The organism is Priestia sp. D3YE.R1 (assembly GCF_049199565.1).
Classification (GTDB): domain Bacteria; phylum Bacillota; class Bacilli; order Bacillales; family Bacillaceae_H; genus Priestia; species Priestia aryabhattai.
Genome location: NZ_JBLTHW010000001.1, coordinates 1584676 through 1605428 on the forward strand (window position 1 = coordinate 1584676; position 20753 = coordinate 1605428).

General features: G+C 39.8%; 29 protein-coding genes. 19 read left to right on the forward strand and 10 right to left on the reverse strand.

Going from position 1 to position 20753, the window contains the following annotated elements; translation table 11 throughout:
• Nucleotides 1–11 precede the first annotated feature (11 nt).
• Complete coding sequence (locus ACOZIR_RS08485) at nucleotides 12–626, reverse strand: NAD(P)-dependent oxidoreductase (protein WP_088567515.1); 615 nt, start codon at nucleotides 624–626, stop codon at nucleotides 12–14.
• Nucleotides 627–1161: 535 nt separating this feature from the next.
• Between ACOZIR_RS08485 and ACOZIR_RS08490 the strand changes: the two genes are divergently transcribed.
• Both ACOZIR_RS08490 and ACOZIR_RS08495 read left to right on the forward strand, forming a co-directional pair.
• Nucleotides 1162–2649, forward strand: a complete 1488-nt coding sequence (locus ACOZIR_RS08490; RefSeq protein ID WP_045295411.1) for a hypothetical protein — start codon at nucleotides 1162–1164, stop codon at nucleotides 2647–2649.
• Nucleotides 2650–2758: 109 nt separating this feature from the next.
• On the forward strand, nucleotides 2759–2929 hold the full coding sequence (locus ACOZIR_RS08495; RefSeq protein WP_169746699.1) for a hypothetical protein: 171 nt from the start codon (nucleotides 2759–2761) through the stop codon (nucleotides 2927–2929).
• Here ACOZIR_RS08495 and ACOZIR_RS08500 read toward each other — a convergent pair.
• A complete protein-coding gene (locus ACOZIR_RS08500; RefSeq protein WP_237758600.1) occupies nucleotides 2899–3621 on the reverse strand; it encodes a DUF421 domain-containing protein in 723 nt (240 codons plus the stop codon). The genes ACOZIR_RS08495 and ACOZIR_RS08500 overlap by 31 nt on opposite strands.
• Nucleotides 3622–3947: 326 nt before the next feature.
• On the opposite strand from ACOZIR_RS08500, the gene cspD reads away from it, so the two are divergent.
• Both cspD and ACOZIR_RS08510 read left to right on the forward strand, forming a co-directional pair.
• Nucleotides 3948–4145 (forward strand): cold-shock protein CspD, encoded by a 198-nt coding sequence (gene cspD / locus ACOZIR_RS08505; RefSeq protein ID WP_013057877.1) that lies wholly within the window; start codon nucleotides 3948–3950, stop codon nucleotides 4143–4145.
• A 242-nt stretch (nucleotides 4146–4387) separates the two neighbouring features.
• Nucleotides 4388–5965, forward strand: a complete 1578-nt coding sequence (locus ACOZIR_RS08510; protein WP_013057876.1) for a peptide chain release factor 3 — start codon at nucleotides 4388–4390, stop codon at nucleotides 5963–5965.
• A 98-nt stretch (nucleotides 5966–6063) separates the two neighbouring features.
• Here the strand turns inward: ACOZIR_RS08510 and ACOZIR_RS08515 are convergent, their stop codons facing one another.
• Complete coding sequence (locus ACOZIR_RS08515) at nucleotides 6064–6390, reverse strand: DMT family transporter (RefSeq protein WP_013057875.1); 327 nt, start codon at nucleotides 6388–6390, stop codon at nucleotides 6064–6066.
• Nucleotides 6387–6920 carry a TetR/AcrR family transcriptional regulator gene (locus ACOZIR_RS08520; protein WP_045295408.1) on the reverse strand — a complete coding sequence of 178 codons (534 nt, stop codon included), beginning with the start codon at nucleotides 6918–6920 and terminating at the stop codon, nucleotides 6387–6389. The genes ACOZIR_RS08515 and ACOZIR_RS08520 overlap by 4 nt, the downstream gene beginning before the upstream one ends.
• 228 nt (nucleotides 6921–7148) lie before the next feature.
• Here ACOZIR_RS08520 and ACOZIR_RS08525 point away from each other — a divergent pair, with 228 nt between their 5' ends.
• The gene (locus tag ACOZIR_RS08525; protein ID WP_421535550.1) at nucleotides 7149–7724 is read left to right on the forward strand and encodes a poly-gamma-glutamate hydrolase family protein; all 576 of its coding nucleotides are present in this window, start codon (nucleotides 7149–7151) and stop codon (nucleotides 7722–7724) included.
• On the opposite strand, the gene ACOZIR_RS08530 is transcribed toward ACOZIR_RS08525, so the two are convergent.
• Nucleotides 7675–8229 carry an HAD-IIIA family hydrolase gene (locus ACOZIR_RS08530; RefSeq protein WP_310877875.1) on the reverse strand — a complete coding sequence of 185 codons (555 nt, stop codon included), beginning with the start codon at nucleotides 8227–8229 and terminating at the stop codon, nucleotides 7675–7677. The genes ACOZIR_RS08525 and ACOZIR_RS08530 overlap by 50 nt on opposite strands.
• Before the next feature lie 148 nt (nucleotides 8230–8377).
• Between ACOZIR_RS08530 and ACOZIR_RS08535 the strand changes: the two genes are divergently transcribed.
• Both ACOZIR_RS08535 and ACOZIR_RS08540 read left to right on the forward strand, forming a co-directional pair.
• Nucleotides 8378–9700 carry a helix-turn-helix domain-containing protein gene (locus ACOZIR_RS08535; RefSeq protein ID WP_045295406.1) on the forward strand — a complete coding sequence of 441 codons (1323 nt, stop codon included), beginning with the start codon at nucleotides 8378–8380 and terminating at the stop codon, nucleotides 9698–9700.
• 157 nt (nucleotides 9701–9857) lie between these two features.
• Nucleotides 9858–10004 carry a hypothetical protein gene (locus tag ACOZIR_RS08540; protein WP_169746698.1) on the forward strand — a complete coding sequence of 49 codons (147 nt, stop codon included), beginning with the start codon at nucleotides 9858–9860 and terminating at the stop codon, nucleotides 10002–10004.
• Nucleotides 10005–10041: 37 nt separating this feature from the next.
• Here ACOZIR_RS08540 and ACOZIR_RS08545 read toward each other — a convergent pair whose 3' ends face one another.
• Complete coding sequence (locus ACOZIR_RS08545; protein ID WP_045295404.1) at nucleotides 10042–10485, reverse strand: hypothetical protein; 444 nt, start codon at nucleotides 10483–10485, stop codon at nucleotides 10042–10044.
• A gap of 118 nt (nucleotides 10486–10603) precedes the next feature.
• Between ACOZIR_RS08545 and ACOZIR_RS08550 the strand changes: the two genes are divergently transcribed.
• The 9 genes from ACOZIR_RS08550 to ACOZIR_RS08590 all read left to right on the forward strand — a co-directional run bounded on the left by ACOZIR_RS08550 (nucleotide 10604) and on the right by ACOZIR_RS08590 (nucleotide 15923).
• Complete coding sequence (locus ACOZIR_RS08550) at nucleotides 10604–10822, forward strand: DUF1659 domain-containing protein (RefSeq protein WP_310877874.1); 219 nt, start codon at nucleotides 10604–10606, stop codon at nucleotides 10820–10822.
• 15 nt (nucleotides 10823–10837) lie between these two features.
• Nucleotides 10838–11050: a DUF2922 domain-containing protein gene (locus tag ACOZIR_RS08555; RefSeq protein WP_013057867.1), complete on the forward strand. Its 213-nt coding sequence runs from the start codon at nucleotides 10838–10840 to the stop codon at nucleotides 11048–11050.
• Between the two features lie 55 nt (nucleotides 11051–11105).
• A complete protein-coding gene (locus tag ACOZIR_RS08560) occupies nucleotides 11106–11243 on the forward strand; it encodes a YvrJ family protein (RefSeq protein ID WP_013057866.1) in 138 nt (45 codons plus the stop codon).
• Nucleotides 11244–11327: 84 nt separating this feature from the next.
• Nucleotides 11328–11741, forward strand: a complete 414-nt coding sequence (locus ACOZIR_RS08565; protein ID WP_013057865.1) for a BlaI/MecI/CopY family transcriptional regulator — start codon at nucleotides 11328–11330, stop codon at nucleotides 11739–11741.
• 3 nt (nucleotides 11742–11744) lie between these two features.
• Complete coding sequence (locus tag ACOZIR_RS08570) at nucleotides 11745–12596, forward strand: M56 family metallopeptidase (RefSeq protein WP_045295402.1); 852 nt, start codon at nucleotides 11745–11747, stop codon at nucleotides 12594–12596.
• 36 nt (nucleotides 12597–12632) lie between these two features.
• Entirely contained in the window at nucleotides 12633–13340 is a 708-nt protein-coding gene (locus ACOZIR_RS08575; RefSeq protein WP_310877873.1) for a DsbA family protein, read from the forward strand.
• A complete protein-coding gene (locus ACOZIR_RS08580; protein WP_045295399.1) occupies nucleotides 13340–13750 on the forward strand; it encodes a disulfide oxidoreductase in 411 nt (136 codons plus the stop codon). Before ACOZIR_RS08575 ends, ACOZIR_RS08580 begins: the two co-directional genes overlap by 1 nt.
• Nucleotides 13751–14689: 939 nt before the next feature.
• The gene (locus ACOZIR_RS08585; RefSeq protein ID WP_045295397.1) at nucleotides 14690–15172 is read left to right on the forward strand and encodes a DUF2243 domain-containing protein; all 483 of its coding nucleotides are present in this window, start codon (nucleotides 14690–14692) and stop codon (nucleotides 15170–15172) included.
• A complete protein-coding gene (locus ACOZIR_RS08590; RefSeq protein ID WP_045295395.1) occupies nucleotides 15165–15923 on the forward strand; it encodes a cytochrome c oxidase assembly protein in 759 nt (252 codons plus the stop codon). The genes ACOZIR_RS08585 and ACOZIR_RS08590 overlap by 8 nt, the downstream gene beginning before the upstream one ends.
• A gap of 40 nt (nucleotides 15924–15963) precedes the next feature.
• Here the strand turns inward: ACOZIR_RS08590 and ACOZIR_RS08595 are convergent, their stop codons facing one another.
• Nucleotides 15964–16848: a YitT family protein gene (locus ACOZIR_RS08595; RefSeq protein ID WP_071273007.1), complete on the reverse strand. Its 885-nt coding sequence runs from the start codon at nucleotides 16846–16848 to the stop codon at nucleotides 15964–15966.
• A 300-nt stretch (nucleotides 16849–17148) separates the two neighbouring features.
• Here ACOZIR_RS08595 and ACOZIR_RS08600 point away from each other — a divergent pair, with 300 nt between their 5' ends.
• Together ACOZIR_RS08600 and ACOZIR_RS08605 are read left to right on the forward strand one after the other, a co-directional pair.
• Nucleotides 17149–17274, forward strand: a complete 126-nt coding sequence (locus tag ACOZIR_RS08600; RefSeq protein ID WP_256972392.1) for a hypothetical protein — start codon at nucleotides 17149–17151, stop codon at nucleotides 17272–17274.
• Between the two features lie 98 nt (nucleotides 17275–17372).
• Nucleotides 17373–17846: a hypothetical protein gene (locus tag ACOZIR_RS08605; RefSeq protein WP_045293414.1), complete on the forward strand. Its 474-nt coding sequence runs from the start codon at nucleotides 17373–17375 to the stop codon at nucleotides 17844–17846.
• A 28-nt stretch (nucleotides 17847–17874) separates the two neighbouring features.
• Here ACOZIR_RS08605 and ACOZIR_RS08610 read toward each other — a convergent pair whose 3' ends face one another.
• Together ACOZIR_RS08610 and ACOZIR_RS08615 are read right to left on the reverse strand one after the other, a co-directional pair.
• Nucleotides 17875–18333 carry a GyrI-like domain-containing protein gene (locus tag ACOZIR_RS08610; RefSeq protein WP_045293412.1) on the reverse strand — a complete coding sequence of 153 codons (459 nt, stop codon included), beginning with the start codon at nucleotides 18331–18333 and terminating at the stop codon, nucleotides 17875–17877.
• Between the two features lie 242 nt (nucleotides 18334–18575).
• Complete coding sequence (locus tag ACOZIR_RS08615) at nucleotides 18576–18803, reverse strand: hypothetical protein (protein ID WP_045293410.1); 228 nt, start codon at nucleotides 18801–18803, stop codon at nucleotides 18576–18578.
• 128 nt (nucleotides 18804–18931) lie between these two features.
• Here ACOZIR_RS08615 and ACOZIR_RS08620 point away from each other — a divergent pair, with 128 nt between their 5' ends.
• Entirely contained in the window at nucleotides 18932–19930 is a 999-nt protein-coding gene (locus tag ACOZIR_RS08620) for an NADP-dependent oxidoreductase (RefSeq protein ID WP_014459317.1), read from the forward strand.
• A 39-nt stretch (nucleotides 19931–19969) separates the two neighbouring features.
• Here ACOZIR_RS08620 and ACOZIR_RS08625 read toward each other — a convergent pair whose 3' ends face one another.
• Complete coding sequence (locus tag ACOZIR_RS08625; RefSeq protein WP_071273016.1) at nucleotides 19970–20602, reverse strand: YitT family protein; 633 nt, start codon at nucleotides 20600–20602, stop codon at nucleotides 19970–19972.
• Nucleotides 20603–20753: the final 151 nt, after the last annotated feature.

Sequence of the window (20753 nt, forward strand, 5' to 3'; positions counted from 1 at the left end):
CTTTAGAACACTTAATACGAAAGACTTAGTGATTTTTTTATATGCCTGTTGTTTTCTACGGCTTGAAGGAGAAAATGAGCGACGTCAGAACGGCTGATGTTGCGTCCGTTTTCTGGTATGCTAGCTTCTCCTATACGATAATACGTGGTTAATGGACCGCTCGTTAGACCCATTGGCCGAGCAACGGTCCAGTCGAGTCCGCTTACCTTCAAGAGCTTCACGGCTTCGTGATGATCGCGAAGCACATTTTTTAAAATACGCTGAGCAAGCCAGCCCGTCATGCCTGGAATTTCTCCATCGATTCCGGCGGAAGCGGTGTAGGCGATACGCTGAATTCCGTTTTCGTTCATACATTGAATCAGCAGATTTGTCGTTTCTACTAAAAGGGTAGAATGCCCTAGATTTTCTGTTCCAAGACAAGAAATTACTGCATCGCACCCCCGCATGGCCTGACACACTTCATAATAATCAAGCACGTCGCCTTGTATGATGTGTACGTTCGCATGCGTTATCTTAAGCTTAGATGGATTTCGCACAAAAGCTTTTACATAATGTCCGTTTTTCACGGCTTGCTTGATCACTTCTTGTCCCGTCCTGCCGCTTGCGCCAATCAAAAAAATGTTCATACGATCAACCCTTTCGTTTCAATGTAGGTAGTAAAAACGAAATTTTCTTTTACCATAACACATTTTTCACGATTTAGCTTGTCAAAACATAAAAGCTGCTTACGAGATTCACCAAAGTAAGAGGTATCCTCTGTTCTTTTTTAAAACTTATGTCATAGACTGTCTAGAAAACAAAGAAATGTACGAACGGTTTATAAAGGTGTTTAATGCTATAGAAGCGAAAGGGTATTATAAGAATATGGGACGAACAGAAGGGGCGATGCACGATGAAAAAATCGGTAAGCCGAGCACGTGTTATCATAGTACTAATAGGTTTTCCGCTCATCTTTCTTATTATGGCGCTTGTGACCGGTGAGTGGCGATATATGACTTGGACCATTCCGCCTGCGCTGATGTCATGTTGGACGGTAATTTTTGTATTAAGGAAACAAGAAGAAAGATAACAGGAAATTTGAACTATTGCATCGAATTTATAGAAAAAGTATAAAATGATAGAAAGCTATAGTAAGAAAATTTAATGAAGGACGGTGTGAAGATGAACGGACAACAGTTATTGTATGGGTTGCTTACGTCTAAAGGCGAGATCCTAAGAGCTGCTTATGTGTTATGTGACCACCGCATTTATACGGAAATGTCAGCACAGTATCAGCAAACGGAGCATACGGATTTTCAAGCATCATTGGTAGAAGAAATGAAATTGCTTGAGAAACAGCCTGAAGTAGACATGCATCTGCATATTTTGCTTGAAATGGCGAAGTTTTTTGAACTTCCCGTTTCTCATGCTACAACAAATGGCGAGCTGTACGAGTTAAGCGATAACATTGGAAATTTGCTTGTATCTAAATACAATGAGCTGTTTTCAATTGCACGCTGTCATACGCTAGAAGACGTAATGCGCCATCAAATCCGACTGTTCTTTCATCTAATTGATTCGCAATACATGATTGCTACAAATCGTCAGCAAGCGGTGTTTCAGCAGCAGCTGATGAATTGGATTGAGCAGCTTCCTCCTATGTATCAGGAAAGAATGATTGATGTATTAGGAGAATATCAGCAGGAAGCGCTTGTGAAACTGCTGCAAAAAAAAGGGACAATCGAGCTATACAAACAGCTTCCTCCGCACGCATACCCTGCTATTTCAGGCCTTATGGCAACCGTAATGAGTATCTTTATTCCCGTTAATTACCCGCCAGCACTGCTATTTAGTATGAATGCCCCGCTGTTTTTAATGGCGAGCTTTGAAAGTCATGAAATTATTGCAAAACGCAAAGAAGCTGGAACTTTTTTACCGCTGTTATTAGTAGTTGTTCAGCTGATGTGGACGTACAAGCTTGAGCATCAGGATGAGCTATTGAATTATCAGTCTCTGCTGATCAAGTGGTCATCTGTACACACATCGTATCAAGATTATGTAAAAAAGAAAGAGCAGTCACTGTTTGACCGCGAACGGTTAGACAGCTTTATTTATAAAACAGAGCAGTATGTTAAGCAGCTCCGCGCTACGGAGAAAAAGACGATGAAACAAATTGAAACGCTCAAAACAGCCATTCGCCAGCAGCTTGATGAAATGGAGCTCACATCATTAAACGGAGGACTTGTGCTTCAAAAAATGATTGAAGAGCATGAATCATTAAAACAAGATGTAGAAGAACTGCAGCGCAAGCTTTCGATTAAAGGTGACTTCTTCTCTAAAGTAAGGCTGACGTTCCGTTCTGCAGAACGAGCTGTCAAAAGCAAAGTGAAAGAAGTAGAGCGTAAAAAAGTGCTTATGCAAATGACGGACTTTATTTTAGCAAATCGTTTGCCCGTATGCGTGGATATTCAAAATGAAATTTATGATTATCAAGACGAGCTGACGACGACTATTTTTCAAATTAATCAGCAGGTCGAGCTGCTTGAAGAAACAAAACAAAGCCGCCAGCTAGCCGATGCAAAAGTACGCCGCTATGATCAAGAAATAAAGCGATTTGAACGGAACTACTATGGCCTAAAAGAAGGAACCGTTGAAGAGATGGCACAGTGAGACTGAAACAAACGCATTTTATCCGAACGAGTTTGATTCTCTATCAAGAATCAAACTCGTTCGGATTTTTTCATGGTGATCGTGAACATAGGCTAGTTGTTTCTAGCTGTTGATTGGAGGCCAAGGGGAAGACTCCAGCAGGAAAAGCGAAGTAGGTGAGATCCCGCAGGAGCGGACGCAAAGAGGGGACTCACTGGCCGCCCCCGGAAAGCAAAGCCCTGCACCGAAATCAACAGCGATGTCTCAATCTTATTCTCTGTCTGTAGGAGCGGACAGCTGATCTTTATACTCATCTACATAGAGCATGCCGTTTGTTGACACAACTGCATACAGCACTTGGTTCAACTGAAGCTGACGGTTTGAAAGCTCAAGGTTGATCCATTGTTCGGTATATTGAGATGTTAAATTTTTTTGAATAATTTCCCCGTCCATGATGAGTTCTACCGGTAAATTCATTTCTTTAAACGGCTTAGACAAAACGTCCTGTTTGGCAATGTTTTGATAAGCCGTTTTCTTTAACACCGACAGTTTCCCGCTTACTTCTAAAACAGCAAATTCTACTTCAGCAATGTTGAACGTTCCTAGTTCTCGTAAATGCTGATTCAAGTCGTCAATAGAATATTTGACTTTTTTCATATTTGCTTCAAGAAGCTTTCCTTTTTCCATAATAACCGTCGGGCGTCCTGTAATCCATTTTCGCAAGCGCCTGCTTTTTAGAGCTGTTGATGCTAAAAGAAAATGAATGGCTACAAGAAAAGCAAAAGAAGCGAACATCGGCAGAAATTTTAATTTTAAATCAAATCCCATATTTGCGATGAACGACCCAATAATGATGGACATCGCAAATGTAAAATGATTATTATGCGTGTTAATTTGTTTTCCAATCAGGAAAGTTGTAATGCTTAAAATAATAAAAGAAACAAAGGTTCTAAGAAGGGAGATGAGAATGTCTTCCATAGGTTGTGATGTCACCTGCTTTCTCATAAATAGAAAGAGTATCTATCTCTATAGCGTTATCCATTTAAAGGATCGTTATACAAGAAAAAACATCAAGAAGAAGGCGGATAATGCGTTCACATTCGGCAGCTTAAAAAGGGGTAGAAAGGCTGTAGGTAAGGGATAGAAGCAAACAAAAAGAATGTGCAAATTTCTTTGAAATTTTTTGGAGGATTTGTTACAATAAAGGTGCTTATTTTTGTTCGGTAAGGATAGTTCGAAGTGTTCGTCTTGACTTATTGTAAGAGCAGGAATAGAGTAATACACAATGTGTGGATTGTCACACAAGGAGGAAAAGAGATATGTTACAAGGTAAAGTAAAATGGTTCAACGCTGAAAAAGGTTTCGGTTTCATCGAAGTAGAAGGACAAGACGATGTATTCGTTCATTTCTCTGCTATCCAAGGCGAAGGTTTCAAAACTTTAGAAGAAGGTCAAGAAGTTACATTTGAAATCGTTGAAGGCAACCGTGGACCACAAGCTGCTAACGTTCAAAAGTAATTTTTTTTATAAAGTTTAATCCGATCAGCAGAACGTTTCTCTGGTCGTTCGTTAAACTAAACTGGGAGAAGGCCCCTTTTATAAAAGGGGTCTTTTCTTGTTCGCTTTTTACACCTTGTTGACGATTTCTTTGATTTTGCAGAAGTATTCAAATATGAAAAAAACTAGTCACGCAGTATAAAAAAAGCGTATAATGAAATGATGAAAATAGGAATTGTAGAGCAGAAAGGATTTTAAAACGTATGAGCAACCAACTTCAAGAAACGATGGTCGATTCACGTCGTACATTCGCCATTATTTCTCACCCGGATGCCGGGAAAACAACGTTAACAGAAAAAATGCTGTTACTGGGCGGAATGATTCGTTCAGCCGGAACGGTTAAAGGAAAAAAATCAGGCAAGTTTGCTACATCTGACTGGATGGAAATCGAAAAACAACGTGGAATTTCGGTTACATCAAGTGTTATGCAGTTTGAGTATAAAGATCACTTTATTAACATCTTGGATACACCAGGACACGAAGACTTCAGTGAGGATACGTATCGTACCTTAACGGCTGTAGACAGTGCGGTCATGGTTATTGACGGAACAAAAGGGATTGAAGCACAAACGCTTAAGCTTTTTAAAGTTTGTCGTATGCGCGGTATTCCCATCCTAACGTTTATCAATAAATTAGACCGTGAAGGAAAAGAGCCGCTTGAGCTGCTTGAAGAAATTGAAGATGTACTTGGTATCGAATCATACCCTGTAACGTGGCCAATTGGCATGGGGAAACGATTCCAAGGAACGTATGACCGTTTTTCAAAGCAAATTGAAGTGTATCAAGGAAACAAAGAGTCTTATTTTGCAGACTTTGACGGTGAAAATATCGACGATGAAATTAAAAAACACGTCGATGAAATGTATTTACCAGGCTTAGTGGATGATTTATCCCTATTAGATGAAGCAGGTAATGATTTTTCAATCGAAAAAGTAAAGCAAGGCTTATTAACGCCTGTTTTCTTCGGAAGTGCGATTGCAAACTTCGGCGTACAGTCTTTCTTTAATTCATTTTTACAATTAACATCACCGCCGCAGCCTCGTGAATCAACGAATGGCACCGTTCAGCCTACGGATGAAAACTTCTCAGGTTTCATCTTTAAAATTCAAGCGAACATGAACCCAGCTCACCGCGACCGCATTGCGTTCGTACGCGTATGTTCAGGGAAATTCGAGCGTGGAATGAACGTAACATTAGCAAGAACGAACCGCAAAATGAAGCTAGCGCAGTCTCATCAGTTCTTGGCATCAAGCCGTGAAACAGTAGACACAGCGTATCCAGGGGATATCATTGGCTTGTATGACTCAGGTACGTATCAAATTGGCGATACAATTGTAGGAGAGGGAAAAGTATTTGAATTTGACGCTCTTCCAAAGTTCCCGCCTGAACTGTTTGTAAAAGTTCGTGCGAAAAATGCAATGAAATCAAAGCACTTTGAAAAAGGGATTAATCAGCTTGTACAAGAAGGAGCGGTACAGCTTTACCGTACGCCGTTCTTTGGAGATTATATTTTAGGAGCAGTCGGTGAACTTCAGTTCCAAGTGTTTGAACATCGTATGAAAGGTGAGTACAATGTCGATCTTGAATTCACGCGCATGTCTCATAACATTGCAAAATGGGTAGACAAATCAACAATTGAAGATCGCATGCTAGATTCTCGCGTGATGCTAGTAGAAGATCGTGATAAGCATTCCGTTCTTATGTTTGAAAACGATTTTGTATGGCGTTTGTTCCAGGACAAATATCCATCTGTTAAATTCCTAGATCCGTTTAATCTATAAAAGAGTATAAAAAAAAGGAAAACGATACATACTACTTTCATAAGTAGACAGTCGATTTTCCTCCTTTGCTTAAGAGTCAGTATTTACTGGCTCTTTTTTTAATGAGCCACTGATTTTAAATTTAAAAGAATGACTCCCGCAATGATTAATACGATGCCAAATACCATCGTAAGACTGCCGCTTTCTTTCCAAATGACTACACCAATCACAGCTGTCACCGCAGTTCCTACACCAGACCAAATGGCGTATGCAACGCTGAGCGGAATGTGCTGAAGCGATGTGGAAAGCGCATAGAAAGCAAGACCAAATCCTAATAAAACACCAAGACTAGGCCAAAATTTTGTAAATCCGTTTGATGCTTTTAACATAGATGTACCAAATAACTCTGAACTAATTGCAATTGCTAAAAATAAATAGGCTTTCATCGAAAACCCTCCTCTGTTAATTTCCGAAGCTGTTGTTGAATCTGTTTTTGCATGTCTGGATCCACGGGTGCGAGCCCAAACATTTGGCTGAACCATAATCCGTCAGCTGCTAAGCGCACGATGGTAGCAAGGACAGGGTTGATACCGTCTTGTTCAATATGCTGCTGCCACTTTTCGTAGTGTTTTTGAAGGTGCTGCAGAAGTTCAGGATTCGTTGCAATACCTGCAAGCAACCCTGCGCTCATCGCTTGTTCACGCTGCAGATCATGAAGCGTCTCAGCGAGATAAGCCCGGCTCCATTTGCCAGGAGCATCATCATGTTCAATTTGCACGTGTAGCCCGTCATCATATTGCTTTGTGACTGAGTACAGCATTTGCTGAATCAATTCATCTTTTGATGAGAAGTGGTACAACAAGCCGCCTTTACTAACACCGGCTTCTTTTGCTACTTTTTCAAGCGTTAAATTTCCCACGCCGTCACGCTGTACAACCTGAGTGGCCGCAAGCAATATATCATCATATGTAGACACATGAATTTCCTCCTTTTTGATTTTCCCTAGAATACTTTACCGTCTGGACGGTTTGTTTGGCAATACTTTTATTTCGAATTTCAAAATTTTTTTTTGCGCACACTAACAGATAAAGTATAAAAACAAAAATAAACGAGTAAACAAAGGGTGAATCCCTTTACTATATGAAGAAAAAGAAAAAATAAAGCCTGGGTATATGAAAGATAAAAGAAAGGTGTGAAGAAACAGATGAGGGACGTGTATCAAAGTTTTCAAGAACTGTCTCAGTGCGAACGAGCGGGAATCGATTACGAAATAAAATGTGTTATTCGCCGGAGAGAAATTGTCGTGCTTGCTATTCACGGAGGAACAATGGAAATTGGAACAGAAGAAGTAGCGGAAAAAATAGCAGAAAAGCTAAACGCAACGGTGTACGTATTTAAAACGCTGAAAACAGAAAATCCGTTTGAATTGCATGTTACGTCTGCAAACTACGATGAAGAAATGGCGCGTCACCTCGTTAAAAAATCAGCGGTCACGATTTCTCTTCACGGTGCCTACAGCGACGTCTGCACGACTTATATCGGAGGAAGAGACGAAAAGTTAGAAAAAGCGGTGCGTCATGCGCTCTCAGGTTTTCCAATCAGTGAAACGCCCGTGCATTTAAAAGGCGTTTCACCTCGAAATATCGCCAACAGCAATCAGCGGCATAAAGGACTGCAGCTTGAAATCACCACTCCTCAGTATGAACAATTATTACAGGATAATCAGCTGTTTAACGAGTATGTGAATGCGGTAGTATCGGCTGTGAACTCAGTGATGTAAAGATAAATTCAACAGCTTCCTGTATATTGGATGCAATAAAAGCTGCTTGTACATCAGCCCATTTTTCTTGTTCATGCAGCGTGTCGTGCCCGGCGCCTGTTAACACTAAAATACATTGAGCCCCTGCTGCACTGGCCGCTACGAGGTCTTTCCACCGGTCGCCAATCACAATGCAGTTAGCCAAATTTAAGCTGTGCTTCTCCGCTGCTTTTAAGAGCATGCCGGGGTTTGGTTTGCGGCACGGACAGGCGTCTGAATCTTCATGCGGACAAAGGTAAACATCATCAAATCCAAAAGCTAAAAGCTCAGAGATAAACTGTGATTTCTTTACCTTTCCTTTGGCAATATCGGGCTGATTCGTAAAGGAAAACAGCGGAATGCTTTGTTTCTTTATTTCTTTAATTGCTTGCTTCGCTTGGGGAAACAGCTGGAATTCACCTGGATATTGAATGTCATTACTGCCGCCAATCGTTCCGTCTCGATCTAAAAATATCGCTTCAATCATATTATTCACCTCTTTTTCTATCATAATATAAAGAAGGATGAATTTTGAAAAAACTTGTTTTTTCGAAAAAAATAAAAGAAGTATGACTGTCTTTTTACTTCTCATCATATGGATAAGTTAAATAGAAGTGGTGAGGAGGGGAAGACAAGTGAACGAAGAAACGTTTTATTCACCATTTATAAGCGAAGACGGAAAGAAAAAAACAATTGGAGAAATTGAGTTTTCAGATGTGCAGCGCATGATGGAAAAACATTTAGAAGAAGGCTATCAGCTTGAGTTCAAGCGCGAAGTAAGCTCAACGGTCAAACGGAAAATCCCAAATATCATCGCTTCGTTTGCCAATGAAAAAGGAGGGTGGCTTATTTTTGGCGTAGATGAAGACGACCATTCCATTAACCTGCTCGAGCGCAAGGAATATGAGCTGTTTATTAATAATATGCTGAAAGATGTCACCAATCCCATTCCTCGTATCGTTACACGTTTTTTATCACCTGAAGATCACCCCGGGCAAGGTGTTTTTGTTATTTGGATTCCCGAAGGTCCGAACCCTCCGTACATGTCTTACGGGAAAATTTACAGAAGAATTGGAAGCGGCACATCTCCCGTTACGGAAATCGATGATCGCTATCATTTAGATCGTCTTTATCAAAAATCGGAGGACCAAACGCAGCGAATAGAGGAATTTTGCACAAAAGAACTGTCTATCTATAACAGAAAGTGGCCGATGCACGGGAAAAGCTATATTCATTACGGGATGTGTAATATGTACGTGCTGCCACTATATGATTTGCATTTAATCGAACAAATGGAAGAAGAACGGCTAAAGCAATATATTTTAAGCAAGTCTAGCGAACCAAAACACTATCGTTTGGACGACGAAAGTACGGTGATGCTGCATACACCGTTTGTCAAAGCTTCTTATTCAGCGGAATCCATCATTTTTCGAAGCACAGATGTGATTGATGCATATGATAAAACAATTGCGTGGGAGCAGTTTTATAACGGATCAGCTAAGTTTCACATTCCTATTCCGTATATGGAAGAACCAAAACAAATTCATGACGTGCTGAAATCCAGCATTTCAAGCTACATTGATGAGACAATTTTTGAGCAGTTTCAATATATAAACGGACCCATTTTTCTCACATCTTTAATCAGCTGCATCGGCGGATACATCGATTGTATGATGGAATTAAAAGCTGAGCTCGAAGACATGATTATTGTAATTGACTTAGAGAACGTTCGAAACGATGTGCTTTACTTTCCGCATCAGCAGTTTCAAACATTTCTAGAAGAAGAGGGGCTCGTCTTTTCAGATAAAAAACAGTATCGGTTTAATCAATCATTTAAAACGACAAAATTAGGAGGAAACGTCGAGCTTCTTGCCTACGTTGATTATATCGTGACAGCTTTTGGCCTTTCAAAAAACCAGTCCATGGACTTTCTTAAACATTCGTTAAATCTTGGATAAAATATACAATTTTTTGACAATAGCTAAAAAAATGACAAAAGTGAAAAAAAGTATGATAATATCTTTCGTAAGTAATGAGCAAGTAAAAAAGAGAAAGGGGACTCTTTTTTACACATGCCGTTGCTAGGTAGGGTTAAACATAAGGGGAGAAAAGGCAATGAAAAAAGCGACATCCATACTTCTAATTGTCCTAGCACTGGCTGGATTAGGAGGAGTATGCGCTGCTTATTACCATTTGGAGCAGCAAAAGCAAACGAAAGAAATGACGTATGAACAGAACTACATAACCGTAAGAAATGCATGAAAAAACCAGCCGATCGGCTGGTTTTTTGGGTTTCAAGTCATAGTAAGTAAAATAATGATTTTGCTTGTTCAGTTTTTTTAAATAATTCCAATGATGTATAGACGCAAAATAGAAAGCCAACGCTTGAAAAAACAAAAAACAAGCGGAGAAAAGGGCGTTTTTTCTGAATGCGAAAGTACGTAAAAACAACGAGTGAACATACAAGCAGCACGCTCATAGCAGCAAATCGAATTGCGAGGTCTGCTAAATCATCAACCGTGCTTTGAAACAGTTTTAGCGTTTCATCGTTCAAATCAGTCTCAGGAATGTTTGTTTTGTCTTGCTGATTTAACACCCCTACATCCCATTTTTCTCGACTATAATCATGAGAAACCGTGTAGTAAAACGGACCAAACTTTTTTTCATCTGCACCGTCATCAGCAAGTGCTGAAGCTGGATGCATGAATGCTAGAACAAAAAATAAAAAGCTCCACTTTCTCATTACCAAAGCCTCTTTCTAACTCAGACTATCTCCCATTATAAACCAAAAATTTTTATGTTTCCATCATCCCTCTTTCCTATTTCAATTTCTATATATAAAGTGAAAGGGGGAATAAAAGATGGCAGAAAAAATTCAGTATTTAAGCCAGCTTCGCTTAGTATTAGAACAGGGAATAAAAGAGGATGGAAAACCCGATTTAAAGACAAAATCCTATATGAACATTCAGCCTGGAAGTTCTGCAGATGCACTCATTACAGCAAGCGAAACCATCGCTAGCCTGCAGTCGCTGCCGCTTGTTGAAATCAACGAAGTTGTCACGTTTTCACTTTTAAAATAAGAAAAGAGGTAGAGTATGAAAACTTTAACGATGCAGTTTTTGAATGAGTCACAAAAAGCAGTAAGCCTATCGATTGAATCACCAAAAGATACGTTAGACGCAGCAGCCATCACAGCAGCAATGAATGCGCTGATCGCAAGCGATGTCTTTACTTCAAGCGGCGGAGCGCTCGTTGCCAGAAAAGGCGCCCAAATTGTCGAGCGAAATGTAACTGAATTTACGATTTAAAAATGAAAGTCCTTCCACTTCGGTGCGGAGGGCTTTTTTAAAAGGAGAGAGGAAGATGACAGAGTGGTTTACGCTTGTTTCAGACGTTGGTTTTCCTGTTGTGGTGACGCTTTATTTACTTCACCGAATCGAAGCCAAGCTTGATACAGTTGTGCTGTCCATTCAGCATTTAACCGATGAAGTGAAAAAGTGATTATGACAATTGTAAGGCGGTTGTCATGGAAAAGTTGACGGATTTGACACCTCACACTACAATTAGTAGTGTGAGGTGTCGAATATGAAAATTGAAAAATTCAAATTTAACGAAACCGGCCTTAATCGCTTTTTTGGCCCGCTTGAAGCAAAAATTATGACGGCTTTATGGAACGGAAGTGAAATGTCCATTAAAGACGTGCAGCACGTGCTTGAGAAAGAAAAAGCAGTTAACTTCAACACCGTTATGACCGTTATGAATCGATTGGTGGAAAAAGGCGTGTTGCAAAAGCGCTTAAAAGGACGTACGTCGATGTATCAGCCGATTCTTTCTAAAGAGGAATTTATCGACGCTCAGTCGAAAGAGTTAACGCACGAATTGATCGATGAATTTGGCTCGCTTGCTGTTACTCATATGCTTGATGCATTAGAAGAAGTCGATGATTCACTGTTAAGTATGCTCGAATCAAAAGTCAAACAGTTAAAAAAGGATGAATAATCAATGAATCAAGGAATACTAAAGCGTTCTAAGCTTATTTTTAACCTGTGCTTTTTTATTGCCGTGACGTTGCTTATGCAAATGGGCATGTATGTGCTGCATTTGCTGTTTGGATGGAATTTATCGTTTAACTTAATTTTACTTTGTAACAAAGTAGCCCACTTTTTCGGCCTGTTTTTTATTGAATACATGCTGAATGCCGTTATTTTTCACACGATGTTTGTGCTGTTCATTAAAGCTGTAAAGCAAGTGATTCAAATGAGGAAAGTCCGCCAAATGATTACGAAGCTGCGAGATGAAACAACAACGGCTGACCTGCAAAAAGCGTATGGAAAGGGTTTAACGGTCTTAACAACAGATCAGCCTATTGCCTTAACGATGGGGCTGTTTACACCGCACATCGTCCTGTCTACAGGATTGCTGTCGGTGCTTGATGAAAATGAACTAGAAGCCGTTATTTACCATGAGCAGTCACACGTTGCAAACAAAGACCCGCTCAAAACGTTTTTACTAAGCACGCTTGCCTCTGCACTATGGTATATTCCGTTTATTAAATGGAGCCATAAACGCTTCAAAGTTATGCGTGAAGTGCTGGCTGATCAAGATGCTATTGTGAAAAACGGCACGCCTGCTCACATCGGCAGCGCGCTTTTAAAAATGGTGAAAACGGGACAGGCAAGTCTTTCATGTGCACACGTATCGTTTGCTGATACGTCAGTTAATTATCGCATTCAATATATTTTAAATCCGGAAACGAAAATGCCGATGCAGCCTCCTGTTGTTTTAACGCTGACGTCGCTATACGTGTTTTTTATTTTGTGTGCGCTCATTTTTACAGCTCTAACAGCTTTGTAAGTTTGGAAGAGAGAAAGAGAAGAAGGAGATGAGGTTGTGTCAAAAGCAAAGAAAAAGAAAAAAGTAACGCCCAATCAGCAAACGTCCTCAAGCAAGTGGATTTTTTGGGTGATTGGAATTATTGCGGTCTGTATTTTAGGGTTAATCGTCCTTTCGAATATGTCAAAGGGCGGAGGAGATGAAAAGGCCGCTCTTACATATGATAATCAGCCGTATCTTGGAAAAGAGTCAGCTCCGGTAGAAGTGGTAGAGTTTGGAGATTACAAATGCCCGGCTTGTAAAAACTTCACGGAATCCTTTTTCCCGCTGATTCAAAAAGATTATGTGGATACAGGTAAAGTGAAATTCTACTTTATGAACTATGCGTTTATCAACAACGATTCTTCTCGTGCAGCAGAGTTTGCCGAGACTGTATACAAAGAGCTTGGAAACGATACATTTTGGAAATTCCATGAGCTTCTTTATAAAAAGCAAAACGCAGCGGATGAAAAGAAAGATGTTTTAACGGAATCTTACTTAGAAAATACGCTGAAAGAAGTATCTGGCGATGCCGATGCGAAAAAAGTAGCAAGTGCATTCAAAGACGGAAAAGGAAAAGATGCGTTCAATCAAGATATGAAGACAGCCAACGACTTAGGCATTACGGGTACACCAACGATTTATGTAGGCGGCAAAAAATTTGAAGGAAAAACAATCGATGATTTTGATCAAATGGTCAAAGATGCGGCTAAGGAGAATAAATAATGAACAAGTCTTTGGTTTTCGGGTGGCTTACAGCGCTTGTCGCGATGCTTGGAAGCTTAACGTTTAGTGAAGTTCTTCACTTTATTCCGTGTGAACTTTGCTGGTATCAGCGAATTTTAATGTATCCGCTGGCGATTGTGCTAGGTGTAGCCGTGTATCGGAATGATACGTTCATCTACAAATACGTCCTGCCGTTTTCTGTGATTGGTATGGCGCTTTCAGGCTATCATTATTGTCTGCAGAAGATACCGGCTCTTAAGGCATTTGAAACGTGTACAAGCGGCGTTCCATGCTCAGGTCAATATATTAACTGGCTTGGGTTTATCACGATTCCTTTTTTAGCATTTATTGCCTTTACCATTATTACAATTATGATGCTTGTTCTTCGCAAGCAGGCGAAAAAAGCTTAACCTCCGGGTTAAGCTTTTTTATATGGAAATAAAAAAAGGCCCGCTCATAAGAAGCGGGTGCAAATAGGGTACATCTATGAAAAATGATGAAATTGTTTTGACAAGAACAGTATATAAAAGAAAAGTGAAAAAACGGTGAAAAGAGAAAAGCTTTTAGAAAAAATAAGTGAAAAAATATGCTTTTCTTATAAAAAAAGCCCCGCTTACAAAAAGCGGGGAATAAATAGGGGTCATTTATGAAAAATGATGAAATTGCTTTGACAAACTTAGTATACAAAAGAAAAGTGAAAAAACGGTGAAAAGATGGAAGCTTTTAGAAAAAAAAGACCTGTTTTGGGGAAACAGATCACTAGAAAGGGAGTAAAACTATGAAAAAATATGCTAATTGGCTTTACACTTACTATCTTACCGCCGAATAGTGAAAAAACAGTGAAAAGAAACATCAAACAAAAAAAGACCTGCTCTGGGGAAGCAGATCTTCAAAAGGAGTAAAACTATGAAAAAAATATGCTAATTGGCTTCGCAAGTACTATCCTATACCTTTATGGTGAAAAAACGATGAAAAAGAAGCGGGATATAAAAAAAGACCTGCTCTGGGGAAGCAGATCTTCAAAAGGAGTAAAACTATGAAAAAAATATGCTAATTGGCTTCGCAAGTACTATCCTATACCTTTATGGTGAAAAAACGGTGAAAAGAGAAGCGGGATATAAAAAAGACCTGTTTTGGGGAAACAGGTCTTTAGAAAGGGAGTAAAACTATGAAAAAATATGCTAATTGGCTTCGCAAATACTATCCTATACCTTTATGGTGAAAAGATAGTGAAAACGATATTAGGATATAGCTCCTATTTTTCCATATTATAGATTTATTTCTCTTTAATAGGGTATACGTTCATTAGAATCGATATAAACTTAAAGAATTGGCAGGGAGGTATAGATATGGAAAACAAACACGAAGCAACTGCAAATCAGCGCGTGGTTCACCGCGCTCGAAATAGCTGGTCAGGCTTTTTGTTTGGCGTAGGGTTAGCTGCTTTTATTGATGAAGCAGTGTTTCATCAGCTGCTTCATTGGCATCATTTTTATGATAAGTCCACAACGGCCGCTGGTTTAGTGTCGGACGGTTTGTTTCACGCATTCAGCTGGTTCGCTACAATTGCATCACTTTTTATGGTGGCAGATCTCAGGCGCCGGGGCGGCTGGTGGGTGAAAAGGTGGATAGGAGGAGTATTGCTTGGAGCCGGGGCGTTTCAGCTTTATGACGGGACCGTGCAGCATAAGCTTATGGGACTTCATCAAATCCGGTACGGAGTGAAGATTGCACCTTACGACATTACGTGGAATGTACTTGCATGTTTGATGCTGCTTATTGGCATCATTTTAACATGGTTTACACGTAAACAAGGTGCACATCATGATTAAATATGAAGTATTATCTCAGCTTGTATTAGCCCTGCCTTTTGCCGCTGCCTTTTTTTTATACATGTGGGCTGTAGCATCTTCAAATGCAACGTATAGAAAATGGTCATTATATAGGACGTTCAGCTGGACACTTGGTATTTTATGCGCCATATCTTCTGTAGCAGGACCGCTCGCAGCCCGTGCTCATATGGACTTTACCGCGCATATGACGGGGCATTTGCTTTTAGGTATGCTAGCTCCGCTTTTAATGGCGTTAGGAGCACCTCTTACGCTGCTGCTTCGCACGCTTCCGGTTCATGCAGCCAGAAAAGTGTCAAAACTTTTAAAAGGACGGTTTGTTCGGTTCATCAGCAGTCCGGTGACAGCTTCTGTTCTTAACGTAGGAGGACTTTGGATTCTTTATACAACAAGTCTGTATGGCATGATGCATCACTCTTTTTTCGTGCATGTCGCTGTACATATTCACGTGTTTTTAGCCGGCTATGTATTCACCGTATCGATGATTTCAATCGACCCTTCGCCGCATCAAAAAACTTTTACGCACCGAGCATCCGTATTAATAATTGCGCTTGCCGCTCACGGTATTTTATCAAAATATGTGTATGCTAACCCGCCTATGCACGTTTCGGCGGAAGGGGCGCAGCAAGGGGCTATGCTGATGTATTACGGAGGCGATTTAATTGACTTATGTTTAATTGTGCTTCTTTGTTATGAATGGTTTAAGAGAGTTCAAAAAGTATCTCTTACATAAAAAAACGCGCAGAAAGTATGAGACTTTCTGCGCGTTTTTTTTAGTGAATGTTTCGTTTTTTAAAGCGTCCGCCGCGGACTTCGGTAATATCTGCAACGGCTAAAAAGGCAGTAGGGTCAAAATCTTCAACAATAGTTTTTAGCTTTGATTCTTCAAGGCGCGTAATGATGCAGAAAATCACTTTTTTATCATCGCCCGTATAAGCACCTTCACCGTGCAAATAGGTAACGCCTCGACCTAGACGCGCATTAATCGCATCGCCGATGTCATCAGAACGATCACTAATAATCCAAGCTGATTTTGATTCTTCCAATCCTTCTACCACTGTATCAATGGCTTTTGCCGCAATGATGTACGCAAGGATGGAATACATGGCGCGGTCCCACGTGAACACAAATCCCGCTGCTCCTAAAATGAAGAAATTGAAAAACATCACAATTTCTCCTACAGAAAACGGAATTTTTTTACTGATTAAAATGGCAAGTATCTCCGTACCGTCAAGCGCTCCGCCGTAGCGAATTACGAGCCCTATTCCAATTCCGAGAATAATCCCTCCAAAAACGGTAGCAAGAAGAACGTCTGCGGTAAACGCGGGGACATGGTGAAACATAGAAGTTAAGATGGATACAACCAGTATGCCAAAAATAGTGGAAAGGGCAAATGTTTTCCCCATTTGCTTGTACCCGATAAATACAAACGGAAGATTGAGTACAAAAAGAAAGATTCCTAGATTTACGCCAGTAATATGCGAAAGCATGATGGAAATACCGGTAATTCCTCCGTCGACAACGTGGTTCGGAACGAGAAAAATTTCAAGTCCTGTGGCCATGAGCAGGGCACCAATCGCAATAGCGATGGCCCTTCCAAATACCTGTCCCTTGGACAGCTTTCGGTGCTGAATTTTCGCTTTTTCAATTTCTGTCATTTGCATGTCTCCTTTGATGTCTCATATGTATTTCTCACTTTAGAAAAGTGAAACTATCTTTAATTATACCTTACTATGCACAATTAGTGGGGATAGTAAGGCTTAATTACTTGTTTCACCATATAAAAAAAGCCTGCTTTAGAGTCATAAGCAGGCTTTTTAAGGAGTAAAACGATGAAAAAAGGTTGGCTTCACAATTTTCACTATATAGAGGTTTGATGAAAAAATGATGAAAATGCCGGCATGTGCGTTAAGAAAATCGGGGATACTAGTTAAAAAAGGCCAAAAGGAGATGACGAAATGAGCATGTGGATGATGTATAATCACTTGATGCATTCGCAAATCTTTTTAAGCAGCGTATTAATTAGCGGTATTCTTCTTGTTAGCGGAGGATTTGTGTACGGCAGAATAATGAGCAAAAAGTAAGCCTGATATTACCACGGATAGGTTGTTAATGGAAACTGCTCGGTAGCTGCTTGGTTAATGTTATACTTGCTCCATAAGCTTAGCGTGGAGGTGTCAGCATGAGCAAGCATCATGATCTAACAGCATCATACGGCGAATCGCTAGTAACGTGTGAACATCAGTTTGAAGCTAGCTATTACTATCATCAAGTGCGCGAACGGTGCATGAATCACATTCATGAAATAAGCAAAGCGGTAGATGAATTTGTTGTTGATTTTACAGACGAAAGTTTAAAAATATTAGAGCTGCTTTACTATGATTTAGAAGACGGCAATCGCTTTGACTATTTTTTAATGACAAAAGAAGAATTCGAAGAGTGTATGGGCGTATACTTTGGTGAAGTGGTTACGTCTACTATTGACGAAGCGCGCTGGGTTGTGAAAGAATATCCGCTTATGGAAAACAAGTATGTGACCGGAATTGAAAAAGGGAATCTTTCACTCATGTTTCCGCATGGCTTTTTTAACCATAAAGAGCGTCATCCAGAGTGCGTTTTTACTCTTTATCATTTATATAAACAGCTGCAAAAATAGGAAAAAGGTGAACGTAAGTTCACCTTTTTTATTGTCCAAGCTTTATGGGAATATAAATATCCATTTCATATGTATCACTATATAAATTGCTGTGTATAGCTGTATTTACAATTTCAAGAGCAGGACCTTCAATCATGCTGTAAGGAGAGTTCGGCAGCCATTCATTCCAGATGCTGTTATACGTCGACCCAAGCGATGTAATGGGACCTCTGTGTTTAAACTGCAGGTATGTAAACGAAGGAAACGTATGAACGCTCATACCGTTTGGAATACAAGCCGTATCAGCCACTTCTGTACCTGCAATATAAAAATAATTTTCTCTTTTCGGAGCCATGCAAATGCCTGTAATCATATGAGGTTCTTTTGAAGAAGTAATCATTTCTTTTTCTTTAAGTATTTGCTTCAAAAGATTTTCTTTTTGATACTCTCCGTTTTTTGCTATGCCTATCACTGAAAATCCTTCTTTATATACAACTTTACCTTGCATAATCCACCTCGAATTTTTCAAGCTCAAGCTTTTATTCTATCAATCATAAATTACTTTACCGTGATTGTAACATAATCTTAAGTAGATATCGATGCAGAAAATGGAACATGAGCAAAGCTTCAAACCCATGCTTGAGATACTTTAATTGTTACATAAAAACAGCGCGGGAATTCGTACGCTGTTTTTACTAATGCAACACTTTATTTATATAACGTTTATGAAGAGTAAATCCGGGAAACTCCTTAATATAAGTCAAAATGGTAGCTAAACCAGTAGTCGTCCTGCACATTCTTTGTGTTTGAAGCGACAATATGCTCATGACCTTGTTCGTCCGTGGCAATCCAGTTGTAGTTGATATCCATTTTAATCGGATACATATTGCCTTTTTTAAATAAAATAACGGGGGGATTTACTTCAACAAACTCGTTTAGTTTTTTAACAACATCTTCTTTACAGCGAATTAGCTCCATGTCTTTTTCTCCTTCGGTGTTATTGCACAATCATATTTTTTGCGTTGTGCACAATATATAATTTAAAATAACAAAGGTAAGTTTAGCACATTTTACAAAAAACAGAGAACTAAAAAGGAGCGATATCGATGAATGAACAAATTTTATTAGCAGAACGCCCAAAGGGAATGCCAACAAAAGATACGTTTAAATACGAAAAAATTGAAATGCCTACAGCAAAAGAAGGCGAGGTACTTGTTCAAACACTTTACCTTTCTGTTGATCCGTATATGAGAGGACGCATGAACGATACAAAATCATATGTTCCTCCATTTGAGCTAAACGCACCGCTTGCAGGCGGCATTGTAGCACGCGTAACGGAATCAAAATCAGATCGCTTCAAAGAAGGCGATATCGTGACGGGTATGCTTCCTTGGAAACGCTATTCAGCGGCAGAAGCAAAAAACTTACAGAAAGTTGATCCAGAGCTAGCGCCAATTACAACGGCTATCGGCGTTCTTGGTATGCCTGGTCTCACAGCTTACTTTGGACTGCTTGAAATCGGTCAGCCAAAAGAAGGCGAAACAGTCGTCGTTTCCGGTGCAGCAGGTGCTGTTGGATCTGTTGTTGGTCAAATCGCTAAAATTAAAGGCGCACGTGTTGTCGGCATCGCAGGTTCTGAAGATAAAATTGCTTATTTAAAAGATGAGCTCGGATTTGATGAAGTGATTAATTATAAAAAAGGAAATGTGAAAGAAGCGTTAGAAGAAGCGTGTCCTAATGGCGTTGATGTTTACTTTGAAAACGTCGGCGGAGAGATTTCAGATGCAGTTGTTAGCTTATTAAATAAATTTGCGCGCATTCCGCTTTGCGGCCAAATTTCACTGTATAACTTAGAAAAACAAGATGTGGGACCACGTGTTCAAACACCTTTATTAATTAACAGTGCGCTAATGAAAGGGTTTATTGTAGCTGACTATGCTGACAAATTCCCTGAAGGCATTAAGCAGTTAGGCGAATGGGTGCAGCAAGGAAAAATCAAGTACAGCGAAAACGTTGTAGAAGGTTTTGAAAATGTACCTGAAGCGTTCCTTGGTTTATTTGAAGGAGCAAACTTAGGAAAACAGCTTGTAAAAGTAGCAGAATAAGCGTAAAAAACCGTGCGGGATTATTTCCGCACGGTTTTTTTACATCGTTGAAGCCGTTTGTTGTTTAGCTTCTTCTTCGATATGTTCACCAGTTCGTTCGATTGGCGAGCGTTTGTGATAGCGTCCAAGCAGTCCTGTCATGATGAAGATGCCGATTAACGAATAAAGAACTTGAACTACGCCGAATACCACTGTTGCAGAGCCTACAATCAGCACATCTGTCAAAAGCATTGTTTTACCTGGATTAATGCCAAATCTCTTATCAAGAAACACGCATAGCATGTTGATGCCGCCAAGAGAAGAGCCGTGGCGAAACAAAAAGATTAGTCCAATGCCGACGATAATGCCGCCCAAAACCGCGGCTACAAGCGGATGCGGAAGCGCAAATGAAAAGTTGGCAGCTAATAAATCGGACATCACTGACATCAGGCTAACGCTGATGAAGCTTTTTACCGTAAACTGCAGTCCAATTTGTGTAAGAGCCATAAAATAAAATGGTAAATTGATAATAAAGAACAATACCCCAAATGAAATACCAGTTAAATGCTGCAGCACGATTCCAAGTCCTGCCGTTCCGCCAATAACGAGGTTAGAAGCGGTTAAAAATTGAATTCCGATGGCAACGCATAAGCAGCCAAAGGTAATCCATCCCCATTGTTTTACGTGATTCATATCTCCATCCCCTTTTGTATATTTATACAATACTTTCGATAGAAAACACCGTCTTTTAATTCACAAAATCTATTTTACTATATATCTTTTCAAAAAAAAGCACTTTTGTGAGAGAATCTAACACAAGATTAAAAGTTAGATAATTCAGATT

Bases quoted from the DNA above. Each gene is read 5' to 3' on its own strand.
- ACOZIR_RS08485 (WP_088567515.1), bottom strand. From the start codon at position 626: ATGAACATTTTTTTGATTGGCGCAAGCGGCAGGACGGGACAAGAAGTG.
- ACOZIR_RS08490 (WP_045295411.1), top strand. From the start codon at position 1,162: ATGAACGGACAACAGTTATTGTATGGGTTGCTTACGTCTAAAGGCGAG.
- cspD (WP_013057877.1), top strand. From the start codon at position 3,948: ATGTTACAAGGTAAAGTAAAATGGTTCAACGCTGAAAAAGGTTTCGGT.
- ACOZIR_RS08510 (WP_013057876.1), top strand. From the start codon at position 4,388: ATGAGCAACCAACTTCAAGAAACGATGGTCGATTCACGTCGTACATTC.
- ACOZIR_RS08515 (WP_013057875.1), bottom strand. From the start codon at position 6,390: ATGAAAGCCTATTTATTTTTAGCAATTGCAATTAGTTCAGAGTTATTT.
- ACOZIR_RS08525 (WP_421535550.1), top strand. From the start codon at position 7,149: ATGAGGGACGTGTATCAAAGTTTTCAAGAACTGTCTCAGTGCGAACGA.
- ACOZIR_RS08530 (WP_310877875.1), bottom strand. From the start codon at position 8,229: ATGATTGAAGCGATATTTTTAGATCGAGACGGAACGATTGGCGGCAGT.
- ACOZIR_RS08540 (WP_169746698.1), top strand. From the start codon at position 9,858: ATGAAAAAAGCGACATCCATACTTCTAATTGTCCTAGCACTGGCTGGA.
- ACOZIR_RS08545 (WP_045295404.1), bottom strand. From the start codon at position 10,485: ATGAGAAAGTGGAGCTTTTTATTTTTTGTTCTAGCATTCATGCATCCA.
- ACOZIR_RS08550 (WP_310877874.1), top strand. From the start codon at position 10,604: ATGGCAGAAAAAATTCAGTATTTAAGCCAGCTTCGCTTAGTATTAGAA.
- ACOZIR_RS08555 (WP_013057867.1), top strand. From the start codon at position 10,838: ATGAAAACTTTAACGATGCAGTTTTTGAATGAGTCACAAAAAGCAGTA.
- ACOZIR_RS08560 (WP_013057866.1), top strand. From the start codon at position 11,106: ATGACAGAGTGGTTTACGCTTGTTTCAGACGTTGGTTTTCCTGTTGTG.
- ACOZIR_RS08565 (WP_013057865.1), top strand. From the start codon at position 11,328: ATGAAAATTGAAAAATTCAAATTTAACGAAACCGGCCTTAATCGCTTT.
- ACOZIR_RS08570 (WP_045295402.1), top strand. From the start codon at position 11,745: ATGAATCAAGGAATACTAAAGCGTTCTAAGCTTATTTTTAACCTGTGC.
- ACOZIR_RS08580 (WP_045295399.1), top strand. From the start codon at position 13,340: ATGAACAAGTCTTTGGTTTTCGGGTGGCTTACAGCGCTTGTCGCGATG.
- ACOZIR_RS08585 (WP_045295397.1), top strand. From the start codon at position 14,690: ATGGAAAACAAACACGAAGCAACTGCAAATCAGCGCGTGGTTCACCGC.
- ACOZIR_RS08590 (WP_045295395.1), top strand. From the start codon at position 15,165: ATGATTAAATATGAAGTATTATCTCAGCTTGTATTAGCCCTGCCTTTT.
- ACOZIR_RS08595 (WP_071273007.1), bottom strand. From the start codon at position 16,848: ATGACAGAAATTGAAAAAGCGAAAATTCAGCACCGAAAGCTGTCCAAG.
- ACOZIR_RS08600 (WP_256972392.1), top strand. From the start codon at position 17,149: ATGAGCATGTGGATGATGTATAATCACTTGATGCATTCGCAAATCTTT.
- ACOZIR_RS08605 (WP_045293414.1), top strand. From the start codon at position 17,373: ATGAGCAAGCATCATGATCTAACAGCATCATACGGCGAATCGCTAGTA.
- ACOZIR_RS08610 (WP_045293412.1), bottom strand. From the start codon at position 18,333: ATGCAAGGTAAAGTTGTATATAAAGAAGGATTTTCAGTGATAGGCATA.
- ACOZIR_RS08615 (WP_045293410.1), bottom strand. From the start codon at position 18,803: ATGGAGCTAATTCGCTGTAAAGAAGATGTTGTTAAAAAACTAAACGAG.
- ACOZIR_RS08620 (WP_014459317.1), top strand. From the start codon at position 18,932: ATGAATGAACAAATTTTATTAGCAGAACGCCCAAAGGGAATGCCAACA.
- ACOZIR_RS08625 (WP_071273016.1), bottom strand. From the start codon at position 20,602: ATGAATCACGTAAAACAATGGGGATGGATTACCTTTGGCTGCTTATGC.